The sequence below is a fragment of the Streptosporangium sp. NPDC002524 genome (assembly GCF_040295985.1).
In the GTDB taxonomy this organism is placed as follows: domain Bacteria; phylum Actinomycetota; class Actinomycetes; order Streptosporangiales; family Streptosporangiaceae; genus Streptosporangium.
This window is the reverse complement of the sequence record NZ_JBEOWK010000007.1, coordinates 88,183-115,125: the sequence shown is the minus strand read 5'-3', so window position 1 is coordinate 115,125 and position 26,943 is coordinate 88,183. Positions and strand designations below refer to the sequence as shown.

The 26,943-nt window shown below is 71.4% G+C and carries 22 protein-coding genes; 12 read left to right on the top strand and 10 right to left on the bottom strand.

Annotation, left to right across the window (positions count from 1 at the left end):
- Positions 1-20: 20 nt before the first annotated feature.
- Both treS and ABT053_RS14040 read left to right on the top strand, forming a co-directional pair.
- Positions 21-1,724 carry a maltose alpha-D-glucosyltransferase gene (gene treS / locus ABT053_RS14045; protein WP_350969381.1) on the top strand — a complete coding sequence of 568 codons (1,704 nt, stop codon included), beginning with the start codon at positions 21-23 and terminating at the stop codon, positions 1,722-1,724.
- Positions 1,725-1,728: 4 nt separating this feature from the next.
- Positions 1,729-3,042, top strand: a complete 1,314-nt coding sequence (locus ABT053_RS14040) for a maltokinase N-terminal cap-like domain-containing protein (protein ID WP_350969379.1) — start codon at positions 1,729-1,731, stop codon at positions 3,040-3,042.
- A 96-nt stretch (positions 3,043-3,138) separates the two neighbouring features.
- Here ABT053_RS14040 and ABT053_RS14035 read toward each other — a convergent pair whose 3' ends face one another.
- Together ABT053_RS14035 and ABT053_RS14030 are read right to left on the bottom strand one after the other, a co-directional pair.
- Complete coding sequence (locus tag ABT053_RS14035) at positions 3,139-4,617, bottom strand: alpha/beta hydrolase (RefSeq protein ID WP_350969378.1); 1,479 nt, start codon at positions 4,615-4,617, stop codon at positions 3,139-3,141.
- Between the two features lie 208 nt (positions 4,618-4,825).
- A complete protein-coding gene (locus ABT053_RS14030) occupies positions 4,826-5,101 on the bottom strand; it encodes a hypothetical protein (protein ID WP_350969376.1) in 276 nt (91 codons plus the stop codon).
- A gap of 191 nt (positions 5,102-5,292) precedes the next feature.
- On the opposite strand from ABT053_RS14030, the gene ABT053_RS14025 reads away from it, so the two are divergent.
- Both ABT053_RS14025 and ABT053_RS14020 read left to right on the top strand, forming a co-directional pair.
- The gene (locus tag ABT053_RS14025) at positions 5,293-6,474 is read left to right on the top strand and encodes a sensor histidine kinase (RefSeq protein ID WP_350969374.1); all 1,182 of its coding nucleotides are present in this window, start codon (positions 5,293-5,295) and stop codon (positions 6,472-6,474) included.
- The gene (locus ABT053_RS14020) at positions 6,475-7,152 is read left to right on the top strand and encodes a response regulator transcription factor (protein ID WP_350969372.1); all 678 of its coding nucleotides are present in this window, start codon (positions 6,475-6,477) and stop codon (positions 7,150-7,152) included. It begins immediately after the preceding gene.
- 35 nt (positions 7,153-7,187) lie between these two features.
- Here the strand turns inward: ABT053_RS14020 and ABT053_RS14015 are convergent, their stop codons facing one another.
- On the bottom strand, positions 7,188-8,549 hold the full coding sequence (locus tag ABT053_RS14015; protein WP_350969371.1) for an FAD-binding oxidoreductase: 1,362 nt from the start codon (positions 8,547-8,549) through the stop codon (positions 7,188-7,190).
- Positions 8,550-8,854: 305 nt separating this feature from the next.
- On the opposite strand from ABT053_RS14015, the gene ABT053_RS14010 reads away from it, so the two are divergent.
- From ABT053_RS14010 to ABT053_RS14000, 3 genes are all read left to right on the top strand, one after another.
- On the top strand, positions 8,855-9,973 hold the full coding sequence (locus ABT053_RS14010; protein ID WP_350969370.1) for a helix-turn-helix transcriptional regulator: 1,119 nt from the start codon (positions 8,855-8,857) through the stop codon (positions 9,971-9,973).
- A gap of 408 nt (positions 9,974-10,381) precedes the next feature.
- On the top strand, positions 10,382-11,764 hold the full coding sequence (locus ABT053_RS14005) for an AAA family ATPase (RefSeq protein WP_350969369.1): 1,383 nt from the start codon (positions 10,382-10,384) through the stop codon (positions 11,762-11,764).
- A complete protein-coding gene (locus tag ABT053_RS14000) occupies positions 11,761-12,360 on the top strand; it encodes an RloB family protein (protein ID WP_350969368.1) in 600 nt (199 codons plus the stop codon). Before ABT053_RS14005 ends, ABT053_RS14000 begins: the two co-directional genes overlap by 4 nt.
- Positions 12,361-12,528: 168 nt before the next feature.
- Here the strand turns inward: ABT053_RS14000 and ABT053_RS13995 are convergent, their stop codons facing one another.
- Positions 12,529-13,104 carry a CHRD domain-containing protein gene (locus tag ABT053_RS13995; protein ID WP_350969367.1) on the bottom strand — a complete coding sequence of 192 codons (576 nt, stop codon included), beginning with the start codon at positions 13,102-13,104 and terminating at the stop codon, positions 12,529-12,531.
- Between the two features lie 361 nt (positions 13,105-13,465).
- Between ABT053_RS13995 and ABT053_RS13990 the strand changes: the two genes are divergently transcribed.
- Complete coding sequence (locus ABT053_RS13990) at positions 13,466-14,860, top strand: xylan 1,4-beta-xylosidase (protein ID WP_350969366.1); 1,395 nt, start codon at positions 13,466-13,468, stop codon at positions 14,858-14,860.
- Positions 14,861-15,242: 382 nt separating this feature from the next.
- Complete coding sequence (locus tag ABT053_RS13985; protein WP_350969365.1) at positions 15,243-16,544, top strand: extracellular catalytic domain type 1 short-chain-length polyhydroxyalkanoate depolymerase; 1,302 nt, start codon at positions 15,243-15,245, stop codon at positions 16,542-16,544.
- Between the two features lie 131 nt (positions 16,545-16,675).
- Here ABT053_RS13985 and ABT053_RS13980 read toward each other — a convergent pair whose 3' ends face one another.
- Positions 16,676-17,692, bottom strand: a complete 1,017-nt coding sequence (locus ABT053_RS13980; RefSeq protein ID WP_350969364.1) for a hypothetical protein — start codon at positions 17,690-17,692, stop codon at positions 16,676-16,678.
- A 250-nt stretch (positions 17,693-17,942) separates the two neighbouring features.
- Here ABT053_RS13980 and ABT053_RS13975 point away from each other — a divergent pair, with 250 nt between their 5' ends.
- The 3 genes from ABT053_RS13975 (at position 17,943) to ABT053_RS13965 (ending at position 21,076) form a co-directional block, all read left to right on the top strand.
- Positions 17,943-18,296, top strand: coding sequence for a response regulator (locus ABT053_RS13975; RefSeq protein WP_350969363.1), 354 nt, complete (start codon positions 17,943-17,945; stop codon positions 18,294-18,296).
- Between the two features lie 235 nt (positions 18,297-18,531).
- Positions 18,532-20,376, top strand: coding sequence for a sensor histidine kinase (locus tag ABT053_RS13970; RefSeq protein WP_350969362.1), 1,845 nt, complete (start codon positions 18,532-18,534; stop codon positions 20,374-20,376).
- Entirely contained in the window at positions 20,363-21,076 is a 714-nt protein-coding gene (locus ABT053_RS13965) for a response regulator transcription factor (RefSeq protein WP_350969360.1), read from the top strand. The genes ABT053_RS13970 and ABT053_RS13965 overlap by 14 nt, the downstream gene beginning before the upstream one ends.
- 132 nt (positions 21,077-21,208) lie before the next feature.
- Here the strand turns inward: ABT053_RS13965 and ABT053_RS13960 are convergent, their stop codons facing one another.
- From ABT053_RS13960 to ABT053_RS13940, 5 genes are all read right to left on the bottom strand, one after another.
- Positions 21,209-22,486 (bottom strand): FAD-dependent oxidoreductase, encoded by a 1,278-nt coding sequence (locus tag ABT053_RS13960; RefSeq protein ID WP_350969359.1) that lies wholly within the window; start codon positions 22,484-22,486, stop codon positions 21,209-21,211.
- Positions 22,487-22,625: 139 nt separating this feature from the next.
- Entirely contained in the window at positions 22,626-23,291 is a 666-nt protein-coding gene (locus tag ABT053_RS13955) for a response regulator (protein WP_350969358.1), read from the bottom strand.
- On the bottom strand, positions 23,288-24,427 hold the full coding sequence (locus ABT053_RS13950; RefSeq protein ID WP_350969357.1) for a sensor histidine kinase: 1,140 nt from the start codon (positions 24,425-24,427) through the stop codon (positions 23,288-23,290). The genes ABT053_RS13955 and ABT053_RS13950 overlap by 4 nt, the downstream gene beginning before the upstream one ends.
- Before the next feature lie 271 nt (positions 24,428-24,698).
- The gene (locus ABT053_RS13945; protein ID WP_350969356.1) at positions 24,699-25,475 is read right to left on the bottom strand and encodes a cytochrome d ubiquinol oxidase subunit II; all 777 of its coding nucleotides are present in this window, start codon (positions 25,473-25,475) and stop codon (positions 24,699-24,701) included.
- 12 nt (positions 25,476-25,487) lie between these two features.
- Positions 25,488-26,759 carry a cytochrome ubiquinol oxidase subunit I gene (locus ABT053_RS13940; RefSeq protein ID WP_350969355.1) on the bottom strand — a complete coding sequence of 424 codons (1,272 nt, stop codon included), beginning with the start codon at positions 26,757-26,759 and terminating at the stop codon, positions 25,488-25,490.
- Positions 26,760-26,943 lie beyond the last annotated feature (184 nt).

Genomic DNA, 26,943 nt, shown 5'->3' with positions numbered 1-26,943 from the left:
AGAACAGCGGGGAGTCACTGGTGAGTCAGCTACCTGAGCCCATTCCGAACACCTTCGACGAGGAAAAGCCGCGCGACCCGTACTGGTTCAAGCGAGCTGTCTTCTACGAGGTTCTCATCCGGGGCTTCGCCGATTCCAACGGCGACGGCACCGGAGACATCCGCGGTCTCATCCAGAAGCTGGACTATCTCCAGTGGCTCGGTGTCGACTGCCTCTGGCTGCTTCCGCTGTACGAGTCGCCGCTGCGCGACGGCGGGTACGACATCGCCGACTTCATGAAGATCCTTCCTGATTTCGGCGATCTCGGAGACTTCGTGAAGCTGGTCGACGAGGCGCACAAGCGCGGCATGCGGGTCATCGCCGACCTGGTGATGAACCACACCAGCGACCAGCACCCGTGGTTCCAGGCCTCCCGCCACGACCCCGAGGGGCCGTTCGGCGACTTCTACGTCTGGAACGACAACGACGAGCTCTACAAGGACGCCCGGATCATCTTCATCGACACCGAGACGTCCAACTGGTCCCACGACCCGGTCCGGGGGCAGTACTACTGGCACCGCTTCTTCTCGCACCAGCCGGACCTCAACTACGAGAATCCGGACGTGCAGGACGCGATGCTGGAGGTGCTGCGCTTCTGGCTGGACCTGGGCATCGACGGCTTCCGCATGGACGCCATCCCGTACCTGTTCGAGCAGGACGGCACCAACTGCGAGAACCTGCCCCGCACCCACGAGTACCTCAAGCGGGTCAGGGCGGAGATCGACCGGCTCTACCCCGACCGGGTGCTGCTCGCCGAGGCCAACCAGTGGCCCGCCGACGTGGTCGAGTACTTCGGCGACTCCGCCACCGGGGGCGACGAGTGCCACATGGCGTTCCACTTCCCGCTGATGCCGCGCATCTTCATGGCGGTCAGGCGGGAGTCGCGCTACCCCATCTCCGAGATCATGGCCCAGACGCCGAAGATCCCGGAGAACTGCCAGTGGGGCATCTTCCTGCGCAACCACGACGAGCTCACGCTCGAGATGGTCACGGACGACGAGCGCGACTACATGTACTCGGAGTACGCCAAGGACCCCCGGATGCGGGCCAACGTCGGCATCCGGCGGCGGCTGGCGCCGCTGCTGGAGAACGACCGCAACCAGATCGAGCTGTTCACGGCGTTACTGCTCTCCCTTCCGGGATCTCCGGTGCTGTACTACGGCGACGAGATCGGGATGGGGGACAACATCTGGCTGGGCGACCGCGACGGGGTGCGCACCCCCATGCAGTGGAGCCCCGACCGCAACGCCGGATTCTCCGACTGCGACCCGGGCCGCCTGTATCTCCCGGTCATCATGGACCCGATCTACGGCTACCAGGCGCTCAACGTCGAGGCGCAGCAGCGGAGCGCGGGATCGCTGCTGCACTGGACCAAGCGCATGATCGACATCCGCAAGCGCCACCCGGTCTTCGGCCTGGGCGAGTTCACCGAGCTGAACTCCTCCAACCCGAGCGTCCTCGCCTTCGTGCGCGAGCTCGGCGACGACCGGATGCTGTGCGTCAACAACCTGTCCAGGTTCCCGCAGCCGGTGGAGCTCGATCTTCGCCGCTTCGAGGGAACGGTCCCGGTGGAGACGATGGGAGGGGTTCCTTTCCCATCGATTGGCGAGCTTCCGTATCTTTTGACTCTTCCTGGGCATGGGTTCTACTGGTTCACCCTGCCACCCGCATCCCAGGAGGCGTAAAGCCGTGTTGACGGAGCTCCTTACCGGTTGGATCCCCCAGCAACGATGGTTCGCCGGTAAGGGGCGCCCGATCGACGACCTCACCGTCGACTCGGACGTGGAGCTGTCACCACGCCTGCGGCACCTGATCATCTCCGTCCACCAGCCGGGGGGGCGCGACCGCTACCAGCTGCTGCTCGGCAGCGAGGCACCCGAGTGGGCCCGGTTCAAACCGGCCCACATCGGCGGCGGCTACTACGACGCCGCCTACGACGCCGACCTCACCGCCGCCCTGCTCGAAGGCATGGCCTCCGGCCGCGACCTGGGCGCGCTCCGCTTCCGCCACCTCGACGGGGTGGAGATCGACACCTCCAAGCGCAGCCTCGTCCTCGGCGCCGAGCAGTCCAACACCTCCCTGGTGTACGGCGACACCTACATCTGCAAGCTGTTCCGCCGCCTCACCGCCGGGGTGAACCCCGAGCTGGAGATCGTCACCGCGCTGGCCCGCCGCGACGGCACGCACATCGCCCAGCCGTACGGCTGGATCGAGACCGACCTCGACGGCGAGACCACCACGCTGGCGATGACCCAGGAGTTCCTGTCGAACGCCAACGACGGCTGGGCCCTCGCCCTGGCCAGCGTCCGCGACCTGTACGGCTCCCTCGAACCCTCCGCCTCCGACGCGGGCGGCGACTTCAGCTCCGAGGCCTACCGGCTCGGGGTGACCACCGCCACGGTCCACCAGGAGATGGCCGCCGCCTTCCCGACCGACGTGATCGAGTCGCAGGAGGTCAAGCGGATGGTCGAGGAGTTCCGCCGCCGCCTGGGCGTCGCGGTGGACGAGGTGCCCGCCCTCGGCGAGTACGCCCACGTCGCCGAGGAGGCCTACCAGCGGGTCTCGGACGTGGCCGGGGAGATGCCCGTCCAGCGCGTCCACGGCGACTACCACCTCGGCCAGGTGATGCGCACCAACAACGACTGGATCATCCTCGACTTCGAGGGCGAGCCGGGCCAGCCCATCGCCGAGCGCCGCGCGCTGTCCTCCCCGCTGCGGGACGTGGCCGGGATGCTCCGCTCCTTCGACTACGCCGCCCGCCACCTGCTGGCCGACCACTCCAACGCCGACGAGCTCCGCCCCCGCGCGGTGGAGTGGGCCGAGCTCAACCGCTCGTCCTTCCTGGCGGGCTACTCCGCCGGAGGCGGTCACCTCCGCGCCGAGGACGCCGTCCTGCTGCGCGCTTTGGAACTCGACAAGGCCGCGTACGAGGTGGTGTACGAGTCCCGCAACCGGCCCACCTGGCTGCACATCCCGATGTCGGCCTTCCAGGTGGGCCGCTGACCGAACCTCGCGGGAAGGCGTCGCGGCCGTCTCCGGAGGCGGCGGGCCCCCGCGCGCGGGCGGGACGCGGTGGTCCCGCACGGCCCGATCACGCCGTCATTCCTTGAACACGGCTTCGCTCCCCCGCTCGACCGGCTCCGCCGCGCAGGCGAGGTCCCGTGCCGGGCGCCTCCCCTCGGTCAGGAACTCCGTCACCGCGTCCTTCGCGCACGTGTTGGGACCGAAGGGATAGACGCCGTGCCCGCCCTGGTCGGCCGTGACCATCGTGGCCCGTTTCCCCAAGGCCCGCCGCAGCTCCCGGGCGCCGGCCAGCGGCGTTCCCGGGTCGCGCTCGTTCTGCACCATGAGCACGTTCGACGGGCCCCGGTCGCCGACGCGCACCGGCGGCTCGGCCCGCCTGCCCGGCCAGAACGCGCACGGCCCGATGTTGGCCGTGGACCCGCCCAGCATCGGGTACTTCAGCCGGTCGGCCGCGACGTCCTTCTGATACTCCCGGACCGTCCTGGGCCACCGTGAATCACCGCAGATGACGTGGTAACGGCTGGACGTGGCGTTCTCCGGCGCGGTCAGCGGCGGGCCGGGCGGCAGCGGCCGGTCGGTGTCGAGCGCCCGCCAGGTCTCGGCCAGCAGGGGCATGGTCGCGTCGCTGTAGAGGCGGTCGAAGGTGATCCCGCGGAACAACGTCCCGTCGACGCCCCGGACCGGCTTCGCCTCCAGCCGTTCCGCGAGTTCGAAGTACTTGGCGGTCACCTGCTCCGGTGTGGCGCCCAGGCCGTACTCGGGGCGCGCGGACGCGAACGCCGCGAAGTCCGGGAACCGGTCCTCCATCCCCCGGGCGAACGACCGCATGGCCGTGACGCCGTAACCGCCGGGGCCCAGGTTGCTGTCGAGCACGATCCGGTCGCCGCGCCCCGGGAACATCGTCGCGTACACCGCGCCGAGGTAGGTGCCGTAGGAGCCACCGAGGTACGACAGCTTCGGCTCGCCCAGCGCCGCCCGGATCCGGTCCATGTCGCGCGCGGTGTTCGCGGTGGTGACGTGCGGCAGCATCCACGCCGTCGGCGAGGTGGCGCACTGCCCGGCGATGGCCCGCGCGTTCCCCGCCGCCCGCGCGACGTCGGCCGCGGTGTGCGCGTACGGCGGGAAGTTGCCGCGTCCCAGCTGCTCCGGCGTCAGGTCGCAGGTCACCGGCGCGCTGCGGCCGACGCCACGCGGGTCGAAGCCGATCACGTCGTAGGAGTCCGCCACCTCCTGCGGCAGCCCGAAGGTGGCGAGGACGACCGGGTAGCCGAGTCCCCCGGCGCCGGGGCCGCCCGGATTGGTGAGCAGCACGCCGCGGCGGCGTGACGGTTTCTCGCTCGCCATCCGGGAGATCATGATCTCGATCCGCCGGCCGTCCGGATTCCGGTAGTCCAACGGGACTTCGAGCGTCGAGCACTGGAGACGGGGCGAGGCGGCCTCCTTCGGGCACGGGCCCCACCGCAGGGCGTCCGGCGTCGCCGCCGCCGGTACTCCCGAGATCATGGTCGCCGCAAGTGTGGTGGCGGCGAGGGTGAGGGACAGGGGTGAGTGCATCTGGTGTCCTCCTGAAAGGGGTCGGTGGACCCGGGGGGGGGACCCGGGGGCCCCGGGGGCCCCGGGGAGCGCGAGGGGCTCGGGGACGCGGGGGCGGGAGGGCTCGGGGGGTGCGGGGGCGCGGGGGCTCGGGGGGTGCGGGGGCTCGGGGGCGCGGGGGCGCGGGGGCTCGGGGGCGCGGGGGCTCGGTGCGTCGTCCCGGACGGCGTCAGGCCGGTTCCCGGCCGCGGGCCCTCCCGGAATCACCGGCCCGCTCGGCGTCCGGTTCCCGGCGGGTGCGTGCCCAGCCACCGGACACCACCGCGACGAGCGCGACGAACCCGAGAAGGACCAGCTGACCGGCGAGGCCGCCGGGGACCCAGGCGAAGACGCCCCACAGCGGTTCGGAGTCCCGGTCGAGCAGGCCGCGGATCATCGCCTGGGCGGACAGGGCCGTGATCAGCATCCCGGCCGCCTCAAGGACCGCACGGGCGCCCTCGCGCATTGTTTTCCTCCGTTTCGTGGCCGGTTGTCGCGGCACGTGAACGAGTCTGTCCGTCCGGCGCGGCCGGCACATCGGCCCGGCGGCTCGAACCGCCTTCGACCACGGGCGGGGCAGGGTGTTCGACTCCGGTCGAGGGTGACACCGGCCCCTGGTCCGAGTCGCCGGCCGGACGCTCTTGCGATAATGACCAGGTGGACACGGGCGTCGCGCCACCGCTCGGGTGGTGGCAGCAGACATGGCGGCTGGTGCCGGCCGCGGCCGTGGGCACGGCGGTCTGGCTCTCCACCGGCGTGCTGCTGCGGGGGCAGGCGGCCGAGACGGGCCCGTGGTTCCTCACCGGTGATCCGCTGGTGGCCCTCGGCTGCCTGACGGCGCTTCTGTGGCGGCGGCGGTTCCCGCTCGCCGTCGCCATGACGGTCGTGATCGCCTCGACCGCGTCGACACTCGCCACCGGCGCCGCGCTCCTGGCGCTGGGCTCGATCTCCACCCGTCGCCGTCCGGTGGAGATCGGGGTCGTCGGGCTGGCCTTCGTGACCGCGTCACAGTTCGGCGGCAGGTTCTACCCGGTGCAGAGCCCGCCCGGCCTGCTGTGGTTCCAGTTCGCGCTCCCCGCACTGGTCGCGGGCGTCGCGGTGGCCGCGGGCATGGCCGTCGGCGCGCGGCGCGCCGAGGTGCGGTCCCTGCGGGACCGGGCGGAGGGCGCGGAACGGGAACAGGCCGCGCGAGCGGCGCAGGCGCGGGCCCTGGAACGCAACCGGATCGCCCGCGAGATGCACGACGTGCTCGCGCACCGGATCTCCCTGGTCGCCATGCAGGCCGGGGTGCTGGACCACCGCGGCGACCTCACGGCCGAGGAGAACCGCGTGCTGGTCCGCGGCATCGCCGACGGCTCCCACCAGGCCCTGGAAGCGCTACGGGACGTCCTCGGCGTGCTCCGGGCCGACCCGGGCCGCCCGGAACCACCGCAACCCTCCCTTGAGCGAATCCCCGAGCTGGTGGCCGACGCCCGCGCGTCCGGACTGGACGTCACGCTCACCAGCACCGTGACGGGGACACCGCCCGACGTCGTCGGGCGAACCTGCTACCGGATCGTCCAGGAAGGGCTGACCAACGCCGCCAAACACGCCCCGGGCGCGCACGTGCGCATCACCCTCGCGGGAACCCCGGGCGGCGAACTCGACGTCGGCGTCCGCAACTCCCCCGCCACCGGGAAAACCGCGCGGCCACCGGCCTCGGGATTCGGCCTGCTCGGCCTCACCGAACGGATCGGCCTCGCCGGCGGGGAACTCGACCACCACCCCACATCCGACGGCGGATACGTCCTCACCGCACGGCTACCCTGGCCGGACCCCATCGACGAGAAGAGACCGTGAGTGGACAGCGAGCGGGAGCCCGTGCGCGTCGTCATCGTCGACGACGACCAGCTGGTGCGGATGGCGCTGCGGCTCATCGTCGACGGCGAACCGGACCTGACCGTCGTCGCGGAGGCGGCCGACGGGGACGCCGCGATCACCGTGGTGGACGAGCACCGGCCGGACGTCGTGCTGATGGACGTGCGGATGCCCGGCCGTGACGGTCTCAGCGCGACCCGGGAACTCCTCACCCGGCCGGTCCCGCCGCGGGTGCTCATGCTGACCACGTTCGACTCCGACGACCTGGTGCTCGGCGCGCTGCGCGCCGGAGCGCTCGGGTTCGTCCTCAAGGACACCCCGCCTGCGCGGATCCTCGACGCGGTGCGGGCCGTCGCGGAGGGCGACCCCGTGCTGTCCCCGGCGGCCACGGCACGGGTGATCGCCGCGGCCACCGGCCCCCGGTCCTCCCACGCTCGCGCGTCGTCCCGCGAAGCCGCGCGCAGACAGCTGTCCGCCCTGACCGAACGAGAGCTCGAAACCGCCCGGGCCATCGCGGACGGGCTGGGCAACCCGGAGATCGCCCAGCGGCTGCACATCAGCGTCGCGACCGTCAAGGCGCACACGGGCAGCCTGTTCGCCAAGCTGGCGGTCGAGAACCGGGTGCAGATCGCCCTCCTGGTCCGCGACGCGGAGGAATGACCCCGCCGCGAAGCGGGCCTTCCGGGTCGGTACGGCTAACCGGCCGGTGTGACGGGGTGGTTGGCGTGGATCACGTCGGCGGGGTCGTAGGCGGCCTTGATCCTCTGCAGCCTGATGTGGGTCTCCAGGCGGTCGAACCTCGGCCCGGACCGTTCGGTGAAGTTGCGGTAGGCGGTCTCGGCCTTCCAGGGGCCGAGGGCGGCGCGCACCTCGTCGAGGGAGACGTGCACGGCGGCCACCGCGTCCGCGTCCGGGGTGATCCCGGCGGAGAACACGGCGATCTGCGCGTCCATGCCCGAGACCGCGCCGCCTCCCGTCGTCCGCCCGGGGGTCAGCGCCCCGCCGAGATGGCGCAGCTCGACGGTGAGCAGCGGGATGTCCGCCCGAGGCCCCGCGACGCTCAGCAGGGCCTCCAGGGCGGCGGGCGGGAACCCGGCCAGCTGCAGGCCGTCGCCGGTGACCGGGGTCGGCTCCTGCGGGTCCATGTGCAGCGCGCCGAGCTCGGTGATCGGGGTCGGGCGGACGGTGTCCATCTCGGGGGCGAGCGCGCGCAGCGGGGCGAGCAGGAGGTCGGCCGCGGCGGGGTCCAGCAGGCACGCCGCCTCGACGGCGACGAAGGAGCGCCCGCGGAGCGGCTCGGGGATCTGCGGGATCGGCGGGAGCCGCAGCAGCCTGCCCAGCGAGGTCACCGTCTCCGGCACCGACCCGGCCCACTGCCACCAGGCGCCCAGAACCTCGGCGGCGCGCTCGATCGGCCACAGCAGCATGCCCGCGTGGACCTGGGTGATCGGGAACAGCCGGAACTCCAGGGCGGTGACCACGCCGAAGCCGCCCCCGCCGCCGCGGACGGCCCAGAACAGCGGGGCGTCGCGCTCCGCGTCGATCGTGCGCGGCTCACCGTCGGCGGTGACGATGTCCGCCGACAGCACGTGGTTGGCCGCCAGGCCGTGCAGGCGGGCGAACCACGACAGCCCGCCGCCAAGGGTGTACCCGACGACCCCGACGTCCGGGGCCGAGCCGGCCAGCCCGGTCAGGCCGTGGAGGGCCGCCGCCGCGGTGACGTCCGCCCACAGCGCGCCGGCCTCGACCCTGGCGACCCGGCGCTCGGCGTCGATCTCGACCCCTCGCATCGCCGACGTACGCAGCAGGATCGTCCTGTCGAGCGGCCCGAGGGGGGCGGCGTTGTGCCCGGTCGCCTGCGGCGCGACCCGCAGGCCGAGCCTGGCCGCCGTCTCGACGGTCGTCACGACGTCGCGCACGGAGGCCGCCTGCACGACGGCGAAGGGCCGCTGGTCGACGGCGAGCTGCCAGGCGGCTCGCGCCGTGTCCCAGCCGGGCGAGGAGGGACGGAGCAGGACGCCGTCGAGAGCCTTTCCGAGCTCATCGAGATCGATCACGGACGACAAGGAAGACATGGTGAAAACTCTCCGTTTTGACTGGTTTTAATGTGATTTAGGGCACACAGCCCACGCCGCGGACACACCGGGCGGGTGTGGGGAGGCGGGGCGGGCCGTACGGGAATGCCGTTGCGGCGCGTCCCGGACGAGGGCCGACACGGCCGTGGGGGCCGGGGGATCGCCGTCGTCCATCAGTCTGTTCGGGGCCGCGGACCCGGCACATCCCTCAAAGCGCCGGTCCGGGCGCTCCGGGGTCCCTCATTCGGGGGAGGTGCGCCACCGCGCCCGTGTGACAGCATCGATGCATGACGATGTCCACCGAACGGCCCGCAGAGCGCCGTGAGTCAGGCGCTGCGGGTCGTGGCGGTGAGCTGTTCGCCACGGCGTCGCGGCGGCTGCGCCAGGTGATGCCCTTCGACGCGGCGGCGTGGTTCGGCACCGACCCCACCACGATGCTGCCCATCGCGCCGCTGCGGGTCGAGAACATCGAGCCCGATCACTGCGAGGGCTACTGGCGCCGGGAGTACGGCACCGAGGACGTCCTGCTGTTCCGCGACGTCGCGCGCAGCCCCGGCGGCGGCGGCACCCTGGGCCTGGTCACCGGCGGCTGCCCCGGGCGCAGCACGCGCTACCGCGAGTTCATGGAGCCCCAGGGCTACGGTGACAACCTGCGCGCGGCGTTCCGGATCGGCGAGCGCACCTGGGGTGTGGTGGACCTGTTCCGCGACACCGGCATGCGGCCGTTCACCGAGCGTGACGTCAGGCAGGTCACCGCGATGGGGCCGGAGCTGGCCCTCGGGCTCGCCGAGCTCGCCATCGCGACGACCGGGGACGCGCCGCCGATCGCCGCCGAGGCGCCCGGCACCGCGCTGTTCGACGAGTCCGGGCAGATCATCTCGCTGGACGCCCACGCCGAACGCTGGCTGGGCGAGCTCACCGGGCCGCGGTGGGACCGTCCGCAGACCCCGCTGCCGATGGCCACCGTGCAGTCGGTCGTGGCCCGCGCCCGATCCGTCGCGGCCGGTCGCGACCCCGGACCGGCGGCGGCCCGGCTGCGGGGCGGTTCGGGCCGCTGGCTCGTGGTGCACGCCTCGTGCCTGCGCAGCCCCGCCGGCGTGCCCGGCCCGGTGGCCGTGGTCCTGGAACCGGCGAACTCCGCGCAGATCGCCCCGATCATCGTCGAGGCGTACTGCCTGACCCCGCGCGAGCAGCAGATCACCCAGTGCGTCGCGCGCGGGCTGTCGACCGCGGACATCGCCACGGACCTGCACCTTTCCGCCCACACGGTGCGCCACCACCTCAAGGCGATCTTCACCAAGTTCGGCATCACCAGCCGGGGCGAACTGGTCGCCAAGCTGTTCGCCGACCACTACGGCCCCCTGATGCACGCCCCCGACGCCGACGTGGAGCACGTCTACGGCTGACCCGGGGCACGTACCGGGATGCCCGGCGACACCCGCCGTCCCGTGCCTCGGAGCCCTTCCGCGACGAGTCCGTTCGGACCGCCCTGCCGCATCGCACGTCGCCGAAGCGACGCCACGTCCGCGGCGCCGAACCCGTGAACCGGTCATCCGGCCACGGCTCGGAAGTTCCCCGACACCTCGACATCGAGGCCTCCGCCGTCGAGGTCTCACCGTCGTCGAGACCCGCTACCACGCCTCCAGCGCCACTCCGCTCCGGACCATCCCGGCAAAACCGCCCGGACCCGCTGGCGGCTCTTCTCTCATTCCACCGAGAACACCCACGCCACCTCCAGGTCTTCAACGATCTTCATGGACAGTACCGGCAGTACGATGTATAACTGCAGGCAGAGTGCAGTTTCAATGCCGAAAATGCTCAAGATCGCCTCTGCTGGACCTGAATGTGTACGTAGGGGGCTGGAAGGACATCTGATGCTCCTACGATTCCGGGTGACGAACCATCGCAGCATCCGCGACACCGCCGAACTGTCACTGGTCAGCAGCGGCTTCAGCGGCGCTAGACCCGCCGATCAGGACTGGATCGCGGCAACAACTCGCGTGGCGGGGATATACGGGGCGAACGCTTCCGGAAAGTCAACGCTTCTCGAAGCGCTGGGGTTCATGACGAAAGCCGTCACCTACTCCGCGACGACCTGGGGCAGCATGGATCGCTTTCCCCACCATCCCTTCACCCTGGACGCCGGCTCCAGGGGGCAAACCTCCCAGTACGAACTCGACTTCGTTCTCAACGGAGTGCGCCTCGCCTACGGGTTCGAGTCATCGGTGACGGGCATCCACCGAGAATGGCTCTACAGCTACCCGACCGGGCGGAAAAGGGTGCTCTTCGAGCGTAGCGGGCCCAGTGGCGACGATCTGGAGTTCGGGCGCTCACTTCCAGGGGAGAACATACGCATCGCTCGTCTGCTCCGCCCCACGAGCCTTTACCTTTCGACCGCCGCCAACAGCAATCACAGGGTGTTGGGCGACGTCCACCGGTGGATCGCGCACCGCATACGACATGCCGAGTACACCGAGGCCGATCGCCGCGCGCGCATCACATGGGCGCGCAACATTATGGAGAACGAGAACGTGCTGTCCCAGGCGGTGGGCCTGCTTAAGTTCGCCGACCTGGGAATCACTGGCATGGTTCTCGAGGAGGAAGATCTAGATGAGGATGTTATTCAGGTCATAAGAGGCTTTTTTGACAATGTTACGGCTTCGGAAGGTCCGCCTCGTTCCGATCCCGATTTGGATAAAATCCTCAGCACACTGAAGAAGAAGATCAAGTTCACGCATTCCGGAGCAGATCCCAAAAAGCCGTTTCTCCTGTCACTGGAGGAGGAGAGCAGTGGGACCGTCGCGTGGTTGGCACTCGGCGTACCAGCACTCCTGGCCTTGCGAGACGGAAATATCATGACCGTGGACGAACTCGACGCCAGCCTTCACCCACGTCTTGCCGCCGCCCTCGTGGGGATGTTCAAGGATCCCGAGCTGAATCCGAAAGGTGCACAACTTATATTCACGTCGCATGAGACGAGCCTGCTCGGGAACATGCCGGGAATCGACCTCTCAAAAGATGAGATCTGGTTCACGGAGAAAGCCGCCGACGGCGCGACGGAGTTGTTCTCCATGGCCGAGTTCCCTGTACGGCCGACGGACAACTTTGAGAGACGCTACCTTCAGGGCCGATACGGCGCTGTTCCCATGATCTCGCCCGAACAGCTCCGAGGTGTCGTGCTGCGAGATGCGCGGTGAGCGGACGACGCCCACGTGGATCGATCGACCTGCGACGACGCCGCAACACAAAGCAGGAGAAACCGCGCATTCTCATCGTCACCGAGGGTGCCAACACGGAGCCTCAATACTTCGAAGGGCTGACCAAGGAGCTCCGGGCGACCGGTGTCGAGGTGTACAGGCTGCATGTGAAAGGCATCGGCCGAGATCCGGAGAGGGTCGTGAAAAAGGCTGTCGCCATCTCATCGGAGGCTTCTTCCGGCGAAGAGTACGAACACGTGTGGTGCGTGGTCGATGTGGACGATCACGAAACGCTCGGGACGGCACTTTCCGAAGCCAGGCGCAGATCTATCAAGGTCGCCGTCAGTAACCCCTGTTTCGAGGTTTGGCTGCTCTGGCACTTCACGGACCATCACTCACACATCAACCAGGCCGCTTTGCGAAAGAAGCTGAAAAATTTCGGCGTTCGCGACAAGAACCTCCCGGGAGATTTTCCGTACGCCGACCATCCGGCGGCGACGGCACGCGCCGAGGTGTGCAATACGAGTGACAACTACGCTATCCCCGCCAACCCGTCCAGCTCGGTATACAAACTGACTCGGCTGCTCAGCCGATAGATACCGTCCAAGTTCACCGACCGAGTCCATCGGCAACCACCACAACGTTTCGAAGAGGTTGGGGATCGGAGTGGTTCGAGGCCGGTTCGGTGGCGTCCGGCGGGGCGGAACTTCCCGGGCATGGACCGGAAGCCGGCAAACCGGCGTCCGGTCGCCCGGTCGAAGGAACTACCAGCGGCCGCCCTTGGTGAGCTGGCCGCGGACCGCGCCGTCGGGGAACTGCTTGGTGTGCAGGTTGGCGTACCAGTTCCTGGGGTTGCTCCTGATGCCCTTGAGCAGGCCGGAGTCCTTGACGACGACGGAGCCGAAGCTCGTGTTGCCGCGGATCCTGCCGTTGGACAGCAGGTCGATGACGACGGGGCCGTTCGTGCCCGCCTTGCCCTTGTGGATGTGGAAGGCGCTGGGCCTGGCGGTCCGCTTCCACTGGACGAAGTAGTAGAAGCGGTTCCCGTGGATGCGGAACTTCGCGACCGCGACGCCGTCCCGGTCGTTGACCTTCTTGCCCGGCTCCGGCACCTCGTTCCTGCCCAGGAGCCCGGCCGCGTAGTAGTACTTCTTGGCCTGAAGGGTCTGGGGGGCGGTCTGGACGGCCGCCTCGCCGGTGGCCGCGGACGCGGTCGCCGCCTCGGCGGGTACCGCCAGCGCGCCGGCGGCCAGCGCCACGGTCGCCGCGCCCACCGCCGCGCGGCCCGTCACGCGCCGCCAGGAGATACGCCCGCCGCCGGTCTGTTCGAAAGCGTTCATGATGACCTCTGCCTCGTTTCGCGTGCTGCTCTTTTCGGACACGGCAGACCCTAGGAAGTCAGCCTCCGTTGTTATGCGTACAAATCCACACAAATGGCGATCGTGGAGAAGGTCACACAAGCGGCCACGAAACCCCCGCACCCCACCCGCGTCCGCCGGGCCGGACGCGGCGGAGGACGACGGGCCGGTCCGTGAGCCGGGGCCCGGCGCCGGGCGCGCGCCCACCGGTCCCGGGATCCCGGCGGGTGTTCTCGCAGGTCGGGCGTAACACTTACCTGTGAACCGCGTTCCTGTACGACGCGCTTACACCGCCTGTGGAACGCTCGGCGCAAAGCGAATGCTGAAGATCGGGTGGACAAAGGTGTCATCAGGTAGCGGGGGATCCACATGGCGGCGTCCCGGGCGGGCGATCGCCTCGGCGGCGGGGGCCGTCGCGCTGGCGCTCGTGGCGGCGAGTTGTTCCTCCGGTGACACCGCCGGCCAGGCGGTTCCCGTCGTACGGCAGTCGGCCACCGCCGCACCGACGGCGGCGGCGACGGCGCCCGCGACCGCGATCCGGAAGGCGCCGCCGGTCGACCCCGCGTGGCCCCGCTGGGGGCTCACCCACACGGGGGTGAGCGCCAACAACGTCACCGAGGAGTTCGAGCGGGTCGTGGCCGGGACGCTCGCGCGGACCCCGATGCTGCAGAACCAGCACATCATGGGGTTCGGGGCGCTCAACCCCCAGCCGCGCCCGCAGGAGTTCTACTGGGAGGACCTCGACAGCCGGACGAACCTCATGAGGAAGTCCGGCGGCACGCAGGTCATCACGCTCTGCTGCGCCCCCGACTGGATGAAGGGCGGCCCCGAGGGACCGACCTCGGACGCGGGCTGGGACGAGCACCTGGAGGACGCCCCCTACCCCAAGCACTTCGACGACTTCGCCAAGCTGTCGGCGGCGGTCGCCACCAAGTATCGCGACGTCAAGTACTTCATGGTCTGGAACGAGTTCAAGGGCTTCTGGAAGGACCACTCCAAGCCCGCCGACTTCAAGGGCTACACCACGCTCTACAACAAGGTCTACGACGCGGTGAAGGCGGTCCGGCCCGACGCCCAGGTCGGCGGGCCCTACCTCGGCTTCGACAGCAACAGGACGGGCAAGTCCGAGCTGCGGGGGACGTGGGGGGTCGTCAACCAGAACGCCCTGGACGCCTTCGAGTACTGGTTCAAGAACAAGAAGGGCGCCGACTTCGTCGTGGTCGACGGCGCCTCGCTGACCGACGCCCACGAGATGCTGCCCGACGCGTTCGGAGCGCTGGGCAAGTTCGGCGCGGTCACCACCTGGCTGCGGGAGAGGACCGGCGACATGCCGGTCTGGTGGGCGGAGTGGTACTTCGTCCCCGAGGACGACACCACGTGGCCCGAGCCGATGCGGCTCGCCGTCCAGGCCGCCTCGATGATCGAGTTCGCCGAGAGCGGCGCCGCCACGGCGCTGTACTGGAACCCGCAGACCAAGGAGGGCACCTGCCAGGGGTGCATGTGGGACCCGAAGACCGGTGCCGAGCTCCCCACCGGCAAGCTGGTGAGCGACTTCGCCACCTGGTTCCCGGCCGGGGCCGAGCTGGAGAAGGTCACCTCCTCCGACCCCAGGGTCCGGGTGCTCGCGCAACCGCGGCGGCTGCTGATGGTCAACACCACCAAGGCGGAGGTCACGACGACCGTGGACGGCACGGAGTTCACCCTCCGGCCGTACGAGATCAGGTGGAGCGACCGCTGACCTCTTCCACGAGATCCAGGTGAGCGATCGCCGAGCGCTTCGGTGATCCAGCGACGCAGCGATCTGGCGACTCGGTGACGGGCGTGGAAACTTTCACCGGAACGGCCGGGGGCCCCTCCCCCGGTTTCGGTGTCGGCCGCGTCCCCGACCTGCGAGGAAACGTCGTGGAGAGGGAGTCCGGAGCTGGGGTCCCGCCCGTGCCCTTCCGTGCCGATTGAAAATTTCGGCTAATAACTTTAACTTTCGGCGACAAGTGTGAGCGTCGAGCGCCGGGACCGCGAGGGTCAGGGGGTTCCGGCGCTCGGCCGTGGCCGAGAGGAGATCGACGATGTCCGACAGCGATGTTCCACGCCGGGCCCGACCGGGACCGGGGAGCGGTCGGATGAGAACGGCCCTGCGCGTGGTGTGCGCGGCCCTTCCCCTCCTGCTCGGCCTGGCGCTGATAACCTCGGCGGCGTCCCCGGCGTCCTCCGCCTCCCTGGTGGAGGTCACCGGCTTCGGGACGAACCCCAGCAACCTGCGGATGCACCTCTACGTCCCCGACCGGGTGGCGCCCCGGCCGGCCGTCCTGCTGGCGGTGCACTACTGCACCGGCTCGGGCCCGGCCTTCCACTCCGGCACGCAGTTCGCCTCGCTGGCCGACCAGTACGGGTTCATCGTGATCTACCCGTCGGCCACCCGCAGCGGGAACTGTTTCGACGTCTCCTCCCCCGAGGCGCTCAGGCGCGGCGGCGGGAGCGACCCGGTCGGGCTCATGTCGATGGTGACCTACGTCCAGCAGCGCCACAACGCGGACCCCGCGCGGGTCTACGTGACCGGCGCCTCCTCCGGCGCGATGATGACCGAGGTCCTGCTGGGCCTGTATCCGGACGTGTTCAAGGCCGGGGCGGCCTTCATGGGCGTGCCCTTCGGCTGCTTCGCGAGCTCCTCCGGGTGGAACAGCGAGTGCGCCAACGGCACGATCGTCAGGACTCCCCAGGAGTGGGGCAACCTGGTGCGGGCCGCCTACCCCGGATACACCGGCGCCCGGCCCCGCGTCCAGCTGTGGCACGGCACCGAGGACTCCACCCTGCGCTATCCGAACCTGGGCGAGGCGGTCAAGCAGTGGACCAACGTCCACGGTCTGAGCCAGACGCCGACCTCCACCGACACGCCCCGGGCGGGCTGGAACCGCAGCCGCTACGCCGACTCCACGGGCACCGTCAAGGTCGAGTCCTACAGCCTGCCGGGTGTCGGGCACAACCTGCCGCAGAGCGGGATGGCCGAGTCCGCGATCCAGTTCTTCGGCCTGAACACCCCCGGCCCCACCCCCACCCCCACGCCGACACCTACCCCCACCCCGACCCCGACGCCGACCCCCACGCCCGGCCCCTCCTCCTGCCGGGTGACCTACAGCGCCAACAGCTGGAACAACGGCTTCACCGCCAACCTGTCCGTCACCAACACCGGCACCTCGGCGATCAACGGCTGGGAGCTGAGGTTCACCTTCCCCGGGAACCAGCAGGTCACCCAGGGGTGGAACGCCACCTGGACGCAGTCCGGCCAGGTCGTGACCGGCCGCAACGCCGCCTACAACGGCACCCTGAACCCCGGGCAGTCCGTCGGCCTCGGTTTCAACGCCTCCTACAGCGGCACCAACACCGCCCCCGGCTCGTTCACCTTCAACGGCTCGGCCTGTAGCTGACCCCGTACCCCCGCGAAACGGAGGGCCGGGGAGTCCACCGAGCCGATCGGCTCCGTCGGCTCCCCGGCCCGCCCCCGTGTGACCGTCCCGTACGGCCACCCGTAACACCGCCCTACGACCGCCCCCGGTCGTCAGGCGCGCCTCGCGGCGGCCTGGGCGTTGTCGGCCCGGACCTGGGCCCGGGTCGCGGGGGTCACGCAGACATGGTCGGCGGGAGTGGTCTCACGCCAGACGTACCCCTGCCTGCAGGTGTCGGGACCGTACGGCCCGGCGCCCGCGCGCCTCGCGGCGGCCTGGGCGTTGTCGAGCCGGGTCTGGTTCCGGGTCGCGGGGGTCACGCAGACGCGGTCGGCGGGGGTGGCCTCGCGCCAGACGTACCCCTGCTTGCAGGTGTCGGGACCGTAGGGCTTCTTCTGCGAGCCGCCCGGGTGGTAGGGCGGGTACGCCGGAGCGGTCCACCTGAGCTCGGTCCAGGACGAGTAGCGGCTCCCGGTGATGCCGCCGGACCAGGAGCCCTTCACCTTGAACACGTAGGTCCGCCCCGGGACCAGCGTCCCGGTGGTCGCCCTGGTCGCCTTGCCCGACAGGTCCCACTGGGTGCCGGGGTCGTACCGGAACAGCACCTTGTTGTACTGGGAGCTGGCGTTCACCCACTGGACCGTCGCCCGGTAGTCCCCGTAGGTGACCTTCAGGCCGTACGGGGCGGGGACGCCGCGCAGCTGGCCGGTGCCCGGCGGGTAGGAGGGGGGCGAGTCCGGGGCGATGGGGATGGGGTCGCTGGCGGCGCACTTCGAGTCGCCTGGCCAGAGGTAGCAGACGGTGACGCGCGGGGCCTGTCCCGCGTAGGACTTCACCCGGGCGGCGGAGATCGTGTGCGAGGTGGTGGCTCCCCTGTCCGTCCAGTGGCCCTCCGCGTAGGCGCCGAAGGCCACGGTCACCGACTCCCCCGGCACGCTGCCGGAGAAGAAGGTGTCGGGCCCCCACCTCACCCGGAGCCCGCCGTCGTCGGGAGTGATGCCGAGGATCTTCGGGGGGCGGTGGTCGTCCGCCGCGTACGCCGCGGGGGACGCCGCCACCGCGGGCAGGCCGGAGACCAGCGCGCCGAGCACGGCGACCTCGAGGGACCTTCTCGCGATCCTGCGGTTCATGTGTCCTCACCTTTTCCTCGGTGGATTCGTTCGGTGGATTCGTGCCGTGGATTCGTGCCGTGGTCCTCGTGGCTCCCGTCCGGTACGGGAAGCGGTCCTCGTGGTTCCCGTCCGGTACGGGAAGCCCGCCGGACCGTTCCAGGGTCGCCGGAGCCGCCGCGGCGGCACATCGGTGCCACCACGTAATCCGGGGCCGCGAATATGTGCTCGCACGGATGCGGGCGTCCCGGGTTCCGCGCGACAGTGGCCCATGGCCACCAGACGCCTGCTGATCGTCGACGACGACCCGGCCTTCCGCGAGGTCGCCCGCGCGCTGCTCGACGGGGCGGCGTTCCGGGTCGTCGGCGAGGCGGGGACCGGCGCGGCCGGGCTGGCCGAGGCGGCGCGGCTGCGACCCGAGGTGGTGCTGCTGGACGTGCGGCTGCCCGACGCCAGCGGCTTCGAGCTGTGCCCGGCGCTGGTCGGGGGCGGTGCCGAGGTCGTGCTCAGCTCGATCCGGGAGGCGGCCGACTACGGACCGCTGGTGGCACGCTGCGGCGCACGCGGGTTCGTACCGAAAAGAGCGCTGTCGGTGGAGGAACTGCTCCGTGTCCTGGACGGCTGACCACCCCGGGGTTCGTCGCGCTGTCCCCGGGACCTGGACGGCCGACCCCCCCGGGATCCATCGCGCTGCTTCTGGGATCTGGACGGCCGACCACCCCGGGGTCCATCGCGCTGCCCCTGGGACCTGGACCGCCGACCACCCCGGGGTCCATCGCGCTGCCTCCGGGACCTGGACCGCCGACCACCCCGGGATCTGTCGCGTTGACCGCGGGACGGCGCCGGGTGAGACTTCTCCCGTGAGGGCAGGGGCGGCGGGTGACCCGGCCGGATCACGGCGCTGGTGGCACGGGGACGGCGCCATGTGGGCGGTCGCCCTGTGCGGAGCGGCGCTGGGCGGGTGGACCACCCTGATCGCCGCCGGTGTGCCGGACGCGGACATGTTCCGGGTGACGGTCCACACCGTCGCCGGAGCGCTCTTCCTCGTCTCCGGGATCGTGGCGCACCACCGGCGCGCCACCAACAAGGTCGGCCCGCTGATGATGGGGGTCGGCATCGGCTTCTTCTCCGAGGACCTGCAGCTGTCGCCCGTGGCGTGGGTCCACACCGTCGGCCAGCTCACCCTGGCGGCGTCCGGCCCGTTCCTGGCCCACCTGGTGCTCGCGTTCCCCACCGGGCGGCTGGAGTCGCGCCCGCAGCGGGCGCTGGCCGCGATCGCCTACCTCGGGGCGGCGGGGAACGGCCTGCTCAACGCGCTCTTCGTGGACATGCACGCCCGCGTCCCCGGCAACGCGCCCGGCCTGCTGCTCGTCACCGACAGCCTGGTCGTGGAGGACGTCATGAGGGCCGGGGCCCGGGCGGCGGCGATCGTCGTGTCGGCCGGTCTGATCGTGGTGCTGGCCCGCCGCTGGCTGAACGCGCGAGCGCTGATGCGCTCCCTGCTGGCACCGGCCATCGCCATCATGCTGGGCAGCGGCCTGCTCTCCGTGGTCGGGCTGGTCTTCCACGAGGACCGGGAGCTCCGCGCCACGTTCGTCTACGTGTACGACGTGCTCTTCGCGGCACTGCCCCTGGCCTTCCTGGCCGGGATGGTCTACTTCTATCTGGGCCGGGGCGCGGTCGACCGGCTGCTGCGACGGCTGCGCGACCCGAAGGAGGCCGGCGAGATCGAGGACCTGCTGGCCCGCTCGCTGCGCGACGAGTCACTGCGGGTGGCCTTCCTGACCGGCGCGGACCCGGCCGGACGGGACGACGCACCCGAGAGGGCCGAACGGTACGCCGAGCCCGGACCCTTCGGTACGCACCGGGAGCCCGGCCTGGTCGACCGGCACGGCGTGCCCCTGGACGTGGCGCCGTCCCAGGTCGTCACGCCCATCGGCGGCGGTGGCGGCGTTGGGGCCCACGGCCGGGCCGTCCTGGTGCACGATCCCCTGCTGTGCGAGGACCCGCACGTCCTGGAGACGGTCGCCGCGGCGGCCGGGCTCGCCCTGGCCAACCGGTCGCTGGCCGCGCAGCTGGCCGAGGTACGCGCCTCGCGGGCCAGGATCGTGGAGGCGGCCGACGCCGAGCGGCGCCGGATCGAGCGCGACCTGCAGGACGGCGCCCAGCAGCGTCTCGTCACCGCGCTGCTCAAGGTGAACCTGGCCCGGCGCAGGCTCCGGCACGACGACCCGGCCGTGCCCGACGTGCTCGCCTCGGCCGCCGAGGGGCTGACCGCGGCGCTGGCCGAGATCAGGGAGCTGGCGCAGGGCCTGCATCCCGCCCTGCTGGCCGAGGCCGGGCTGGCCGTCGCGCTGGAGGAGCTGGCCGCGCGGCTGCCGCTGCCCGTCGAGACCGACCTGGACCCGCTGCCGAAGTTCGCGCCGAACGTCGAGTCGGCCGCGTACTTCGTGGTGGCCGAGGCGCTGACCAACGCGTTGAAACACGCGGAGGCCGGTCGCGTCCGGGTCGGCGTACGGTACGCGGACGGCGTGCTGGCGGTGTCGGTCAGCGACGACGGCCGGGGCGGCGCGGACCTGGCGGGCGGTTCGGGCCTGCAGGGCCTGGTCGACCGGGTCGCCGCGCTGGGCGGCGACCTCACCCTCACCAGTCCCGCCTCGGGCGGGACCACGATCAGGGCGGTGCTTCCCGTTGACACCCACTGACCTCCCGCCGGCCCCCACCGGCGGCGGATCCCTCCGGGTCGTGCTCGCCGACGACTCCGCGTTCCTGCGGGAGGCCATCGCCGGAGCGCTGCGCGGCGAGGGCGTGGACGTGGTCGCCGAGGTCGGCGACGTGGCGGGCCTGCACGCGGCGGCGGCCGAACACGCCCCGGACGTGGCCGTGATCGACATCCGGATGCCGCCGGACTTCCGGACCGAGGGGCTCCGCGCCGCGCTCGACCTGCGCCGCGAGCGTCCGGGCACCGGCGTGCTGATGCTGTCGGCGCACCTGGAGACGCGCTACCTGTTCGCCCTGCTCGACGGGGAGCCGCGCGGCGTCGGTTACCTGCTCAAGGACCGGGTCGCCGGGATCGACGCGTTCGTCGAGGCCCTGCACCGCGTGCACGCGGGTGGCTGCGTGGTCGATCCCGAGGTGGTCGCCACGATGCTCGCCCGCCGGCCCGACCGGACCGGGTTCCTCAGCGCGCGTGAGCTGGAGATCCTGGGGCTGATGGCCGAGGGGCTGTCCAACCAGGCCGTCAGCGACCGGCTCCATCTGGCGCCGCGGACGGTCGAGGCGCACATCCGGCACGTGTTCGTCCGGCTCGACCTGCCACCCGCGTCCGACTACCACCGGCGGGTCCAGGCCGTGCTCGCCTACCTGCGGCGGAACGACCCGCCCGGGAACGGCCCGCCGAAGTAGGACACCGGGCCCGGGAGGTCACCCCCGGCGAGGCACGACCGGCTCCGCGCGGTGGCCCGCGGTCCGGCGTCCGGGCACGGCGACCGCGTACTCCGTCGTGGCGCCGCGGAGAGCGCCCGGTGAGGATCGCGTTCATCGTCGGCCGGCCGCCACGGCGTGGTGGTCGGCGAACATCACGCGCTTGACCGGCGGAACGAGTTCGGCCACCCGCAGCGCGGCGCGGAACGCGATCCGGGGCAGCCGCGCCTCGGAGGCCGCGTTCCGCGCGTTGCGCAACGACAGGCCGAGGGCGTGGTTGGCGTAGCCGCGCATCTCCCTCTCGTACGCGGACACGGCCTTGAGCAGGCCGCTTCGCCGGGTCCCGGCGTCCTCCAGCACCCGGCACAGGGTAAGGGCGTCCCGCAGCGCGGTGTTGGCGCCCACGCCGGCCATGGGTGTCATGTTGTGGATGGCGTCACCCAGCAGGGTCACGTCGCCGGCCGGCCACGGGGCGAGCGCAGGCATGCAGCGCAGGCGCAGCGCGGTGACTCCCGCGGGGTCGCTGCCGGCGACAAGGGCGCGCAGGTCCGGCAGCCAGCCCTCGGTGCGGGCGACGACCAGGTCGCGTAGCGCGGCCGGTTCCATCTCCAGCACGTTCCCGGGGTAGGAGTCGCGCGCCGCGGCGTAGGCCCAGACGATCTGGCCGGCGGGCGCGTCCTGGATGGGAGTGTGCCAGGCGGAGACGAACATCCAGCCCGGCCCGTTCGGGACGATGTTGTTGACCGAGCCGTCGATCAGCCACGCGGGCAGCCGGGTGGAGACGCGGGGGGTGAGCGGGACGCGGCCGGCGATGTTCAGCACGCCGGTGTCCATCCGGCCGAGGTGGGGCAGGTACTGCCCGCGTACCCGGGAGTTGGCGCCGTCGGCCCCGACGAGCAGGTCGCCGTCGGTGTGGCCGCCGTCGGTGAAGTGGGCGCGTACCCGCCCGTCGGAGGTGTGCGTGTAGCGGGCGAACTCCCTGTTCCACCGGACGACGCCGCCCGAGGTGCCTGAAGTGCCCGAGGTGTCGTCGGTGAGGCCGTGAAGCAGGACGTCACGCAGGTCGAGCCGGTTGACGGCCCGGCGCTGGACGACGGCGGGATCGGTTCCCGGCCTGGTTCCCACCAGGGACAGGGTGCGCAGGTGTTCGTCGGAGAAGCGGACCGCGGGCGTGGTCTCGGGCGCGATCGCCTTGAAGCGGGCCCAGTTCTCCTCCGGCAGGCACTCACGTAGTGCCCGGCCGCCGTTGGCGTTGATGTGGATGCCGTATCCGGCGAGGCCGGGGGTGCCGGCGCCGGTGCGCTCCAGGACTTCGACGTCGATGCCGGCGCGGCGCAGGCCGTGGGCCAGGCAGAGCCCGCCGATTCCGGCACCGATGATGAGGACGCGCATGCGTTGGTCTTCCCTTCTCGTGGACGGTCGTGCGTGCCCCACGTTCGCGGCGGGACACGGCTCCGGGCGTCCTTCTCGGGAGGGCATCGGGCCTACCTCTCGCGAGGTAGGCCCGATGACGCGCCGGGGTCGCGGCCGGTCAGTCCATCCAGCCCGGGGTGATCATTCCTGATTCGTAGGCGATGACGACCAGCTGCGTGCGGTCGCGGGCGCCGAGTTTGGTCATGATCCGGCTGGCGTGTGTCTTGACGGTGGCCGGGCTGAGGAAGAGCCGGTCGGCGATCTCCTCGTTCGACAGCCCTTCCGCGATCAGGGTCATGACCTCGCGCTCGCGGCCGGTGAGCGCGTTGAGGCGCGGGCTGACGGCGGGCCGTCTGCTGCGGGCGGCGAACTCGGCGATCAGTTTGCGGGTGACGGAGGGCGCCAGCAGCGCCTCTCCTCGTGAGACGACCCGGATGCCGTGGATCATCTCGGCCGGTTCGGTGTCCTTGAGCAGGAAGCCGCCGGCCCCGGCGCGCAGGGCGGTGTAGATGTAGTCGTCGACGTCGTAGGTGGTCAGGACGATGACCTTGACGTGGGCGAGGGCCGGGTCCTCGGCGATCAGCCTGGTGGCGTCCAGGCCGTTGAGGCCGGGCATCTGTACGTCCATCAGGACGATGTCGGGGCCGAGTTCGCGTGCCAGCCGTACGGCGTGCTCCCCGTCGGAGGCCTCTCCCACCACGGAGATGTCGTCCTCCCCGTCGAGGATGGCGCGGAACCCGGCGCGTACCAGCGCCTGGTCGTCGGCCAGCAGCACCTTGATCATGCCGACGGCTCCGCCGGGCCGGCCGGCAGGTGGGCGATCACCCGGAAGCCGCCGCCGCCCGGCCGGTTCCCGGTGCTGAGCCGGCCGCCGAGGGCCTCGACCCGTTCTTCCATGCCTCTCAGCCCGCTGCCGGTGCCCGCGACGCCCTCGGGGCGGCCTCGGCCGTTGTCGTCGATCTGCACGTACACCTCGTCGTGGTCGTAGCGGACGCGGATGGCCACCTGGGTGGCGCCTGCGTGCCGGGTGATGTTGGTGAGGCTCTCCTGCACGACGCGGTAGGCCGCCAGATCCACCGCGGGACCGACCGGCCTGCGCTCTCCGTCCACCCGTACGGTGACGACCAGGCCGGCCGCGCGGGCCTTTCCCGCGAGCTCGTCCAGCCGTGCCAGCCCCGCGGGCGGGCCCGCGGTCTCCGGCGCGTCGTCCTGGCGCAGCACGCCGAGGGTGGCGCGCAGCTCCCGCAGGGCGTCCTTGCTGGACTGCTTGATCGCGGCCAGCGCGTCCGGCGCCAGCTCGGGTTGTCCGGCCAGCCGGTGCAGCGCGGAGCTGGCCTGCACGTGGATCAGCGAGAGGTTGTGGCCGAGCGCGTCGTGCAGCTCGCGGGCGATGCGCAGCCGTTCCCGCGCGGCGCGCAGCCGTCCCTCCTCCCTGCGCCGCTCCTCCGCGGCGCGCAGGTAGGCGCGGCGGTTGCGCACGACCGCGCCCATCGCCAGCGCGGCGGCGAACCAGCCGGCCAGCAGGAAGCCGGCCGCCCCGGCGAGGTTGGGGGTGCCGCTGTCGCGCGCGGCGTAGGCGAAGGTGACCAGCGCGACGGCGAGCAGCGTGACGGCGGCGCCCGTCCCGGCCTCGGCGCCCACGGTGTACAGCGCCACGACGAGGGCGGGCCAGATGGGGCCGTCGGTCTGGCTGAGAGGGTAGTAGGCGGCGCACAGGACCAGGATGAACACCGCCGTCGCCACCGGGTGGCGACGGCGCAGCGGCAGGACGGCGGCGAAGACCAGGACGATCACCCAGCCCAGCGTGTCCATCCGGGAGTGGCCGATCAGAACGACCGCCACCACCGAGGCGGCGGCGAGGATCGGGTCCGTGATCCAGTTCGGCGGCGGCCAGGCCGTTCGGCTGTCATCGGTGTGCAAGGTCGTCCTCATGCGGCGGGGCCGGGCGGTGACGCGGCCCGTCCGGGGTCGCCGCAGGTCCGCGGCAGGCGGGTGGACCGCTTCCGCCCTCTGGGAACAGACGGCCGGCGAACCGCCGGCCGCGCCTCCGGCGACGCGCCGAGCCGCCCGTGGGCCTGCTTCGCATTATCCACCAGGCGAGTACGGCATCGCCGTGCGGTGACCTCGACACGCGCATGAGTTCGCCCGCCACCCGCCGTCCGGTTTCGCCGCCCCATGACGGCGCCGTTCCTCACAGGTACACGGGTTCGGTGACGCGGTGCCGGAACAGGTACCAGGACCAGGCCTGGGCCGCCACGAGGAAAGGCGTGACGACGAGGATCGCCGGCACCAGGAAGCTCAGCGAGCCCGGGTCGGCGGCGGCCCGCGCGGGTTCCAGCCGGACACCGGCCGCGAGAACCGCGACCGTGATCACGGCCGAGGTCACGACCGGCATCCGCGCCTCCCCGATCCGGCCCGCCGCCCGGCGCGCGCGCCGGTGCGGCGCACCGGTGAGCCGCAGCGCCGCGAACGCCAGCCCGTGCGAGGCGAACAGCGGTGCCGCGCCCGCGGCGCCGGCCACGGCCGCCCCGGCGGCGCCCGGCCCGCCGACGTCCCCGGCCAGGATCTCGCCGAGGACGACGCCCCAGCTCAGCGCGACGAGCCAGCTGCCGGTCACGGTCGCGGCGTCCCACGACAGCCGCCAGCCCCGCCGGTCCACCCGGCCGCGCAGCCACAGTCCCATGTCACGCACGACCCATCCCACGAGCAGCACGCTGAAAGCCGGATACAGGCCGTGCAGCAAGGTGGCCTCCAGCTCGGGAAACGCGCCGGCCAGGATGCCGATCACCGCGACCAGCCACACCTCGTTGCCGAGGAAGAACGGCGCGATCGCCGTGACGACCAGACGCCGCTCGCGGTCGGTGCGCCCGAGGAAGGGCAGCACCATGCCGACACCGATGTCGGCGCCGCCGAGGAGGAAGTAGCCAAGAGTGAAGAAGCCCAAGATCGCGACGGCGATGGTTTCCACAGGTGTCCCCGCTCAGAAGGCCGTGGTCAGGTACGGCTCGGCCGGCCGGTCGCCGCCGGGCCGCCCCAGCGTCGCCGCCCGCGGCCCGCCGCGGGCGAACCTGGCCAGCAGCCAGTAGTTGACCAGGGCGAGCACGCCGAACAGAACGGTGAAGACGATCAGCGAGACGGTCAGGGTCACGGGGGCGATGTCGGAGATCGCGTCCTCGGTCCTCAACAGGCCGTACACCACCCAGGGCTGGCGGCCGAGCTCGCGGAGGACCCAACCGGCGATCATCGCGACGAACGGCAGCGGGATCGCCGCCACCAGCAGCCGGAGCCGCCGCCTGGAGGCGGCGACACGGCGGTCGGAGCGCATGAGGACGATGCCTGTCACCGACACCACCAGCATCACCACCCAGCAGCACACCATCAGGTAGAAGGCGGCCCCACCGGCGGGAGAGGGCACGTAGTCACCCGGGCCGTACGCCGCCTCCGCCTCCGCCTGGAGCCGGGAGAGCTCGCTCCCATCGCCGAAGGCCGCCGTCAGCTTCAGTGGCTGCGTGTCCTCCAGCACCCCGAGGTGCATCCCGCCCATGCCGGCCGTGAGCAGCAGGAAGGGGAGCGTGACCGCCAGCCCGATTCGCAGCGAGCGCCGGAAGAACTCCTGGTCAGGGGTGTCGCGCCGCAGGTGGTAGGCGCTGACGCCGGCCATGAGGAACCCGGCGGCCACCATCGCGCCGCTGAGGACGTGTCCCACGGCGACGACGGCGCTGGGGTTGGTGAGGACCGCTCGGACATCGGTCAGCCGGAGGACGCCGTCGACGACCTCGGCTCCGACCGGGTTCTGCAGGAAACCGTTCGACACCATGATCCAGTAGGCGGAGGCGCAGGCGGTCAGCGTGATGCCCCAGATCAGCGCCAGGTGCGCCCAGCGGTTCAGCCGCCCCCACCCGAAGATCCACAGGCCGAGGAAGGTGGACTCCAGGAAGAACGCGATCAGTGTCTCCAGGGCCAGCGACGAGCCGAAGACGTTGCCGGCGAAGTGGCCCAGGCCACCCCAGTTGAGGCCGAGCTGCAGTTCCATCACCAGGCCGGTGACGATGCCCACGGCGTAGTTGACGACGTAGAGCTGTCCCCAGAACCGGGTCATCCGCCAGTGCACCTCGCTGCCGGTCAGCGTCGCCCGGGTCTGGACGCAGGCCACCAGCGTGACCAGGCCGAGGGTGAGTGACACGAACAGGAAATGCGTTCCGGCGGTCAACGCGAACTGCAACCGGGCCAGATCGAGAGATTCGGGGTCCATGCCCAGCACTGTGGACGGCCGCTCACCCGGTCCGCGTCGCCCCGGAGGGGGAATCGGCGTTAGGCCGCGAGAGGTAGGCGCGACCCGCGAGGTCATCCCCGAGTCGACTCCCGGAAGGCGCCGGAGCGGATCCGCCCCCTCCCTGTTCGAGCAAGCGGGAGTTCAGCGGGCGCCAAGGCGGGTG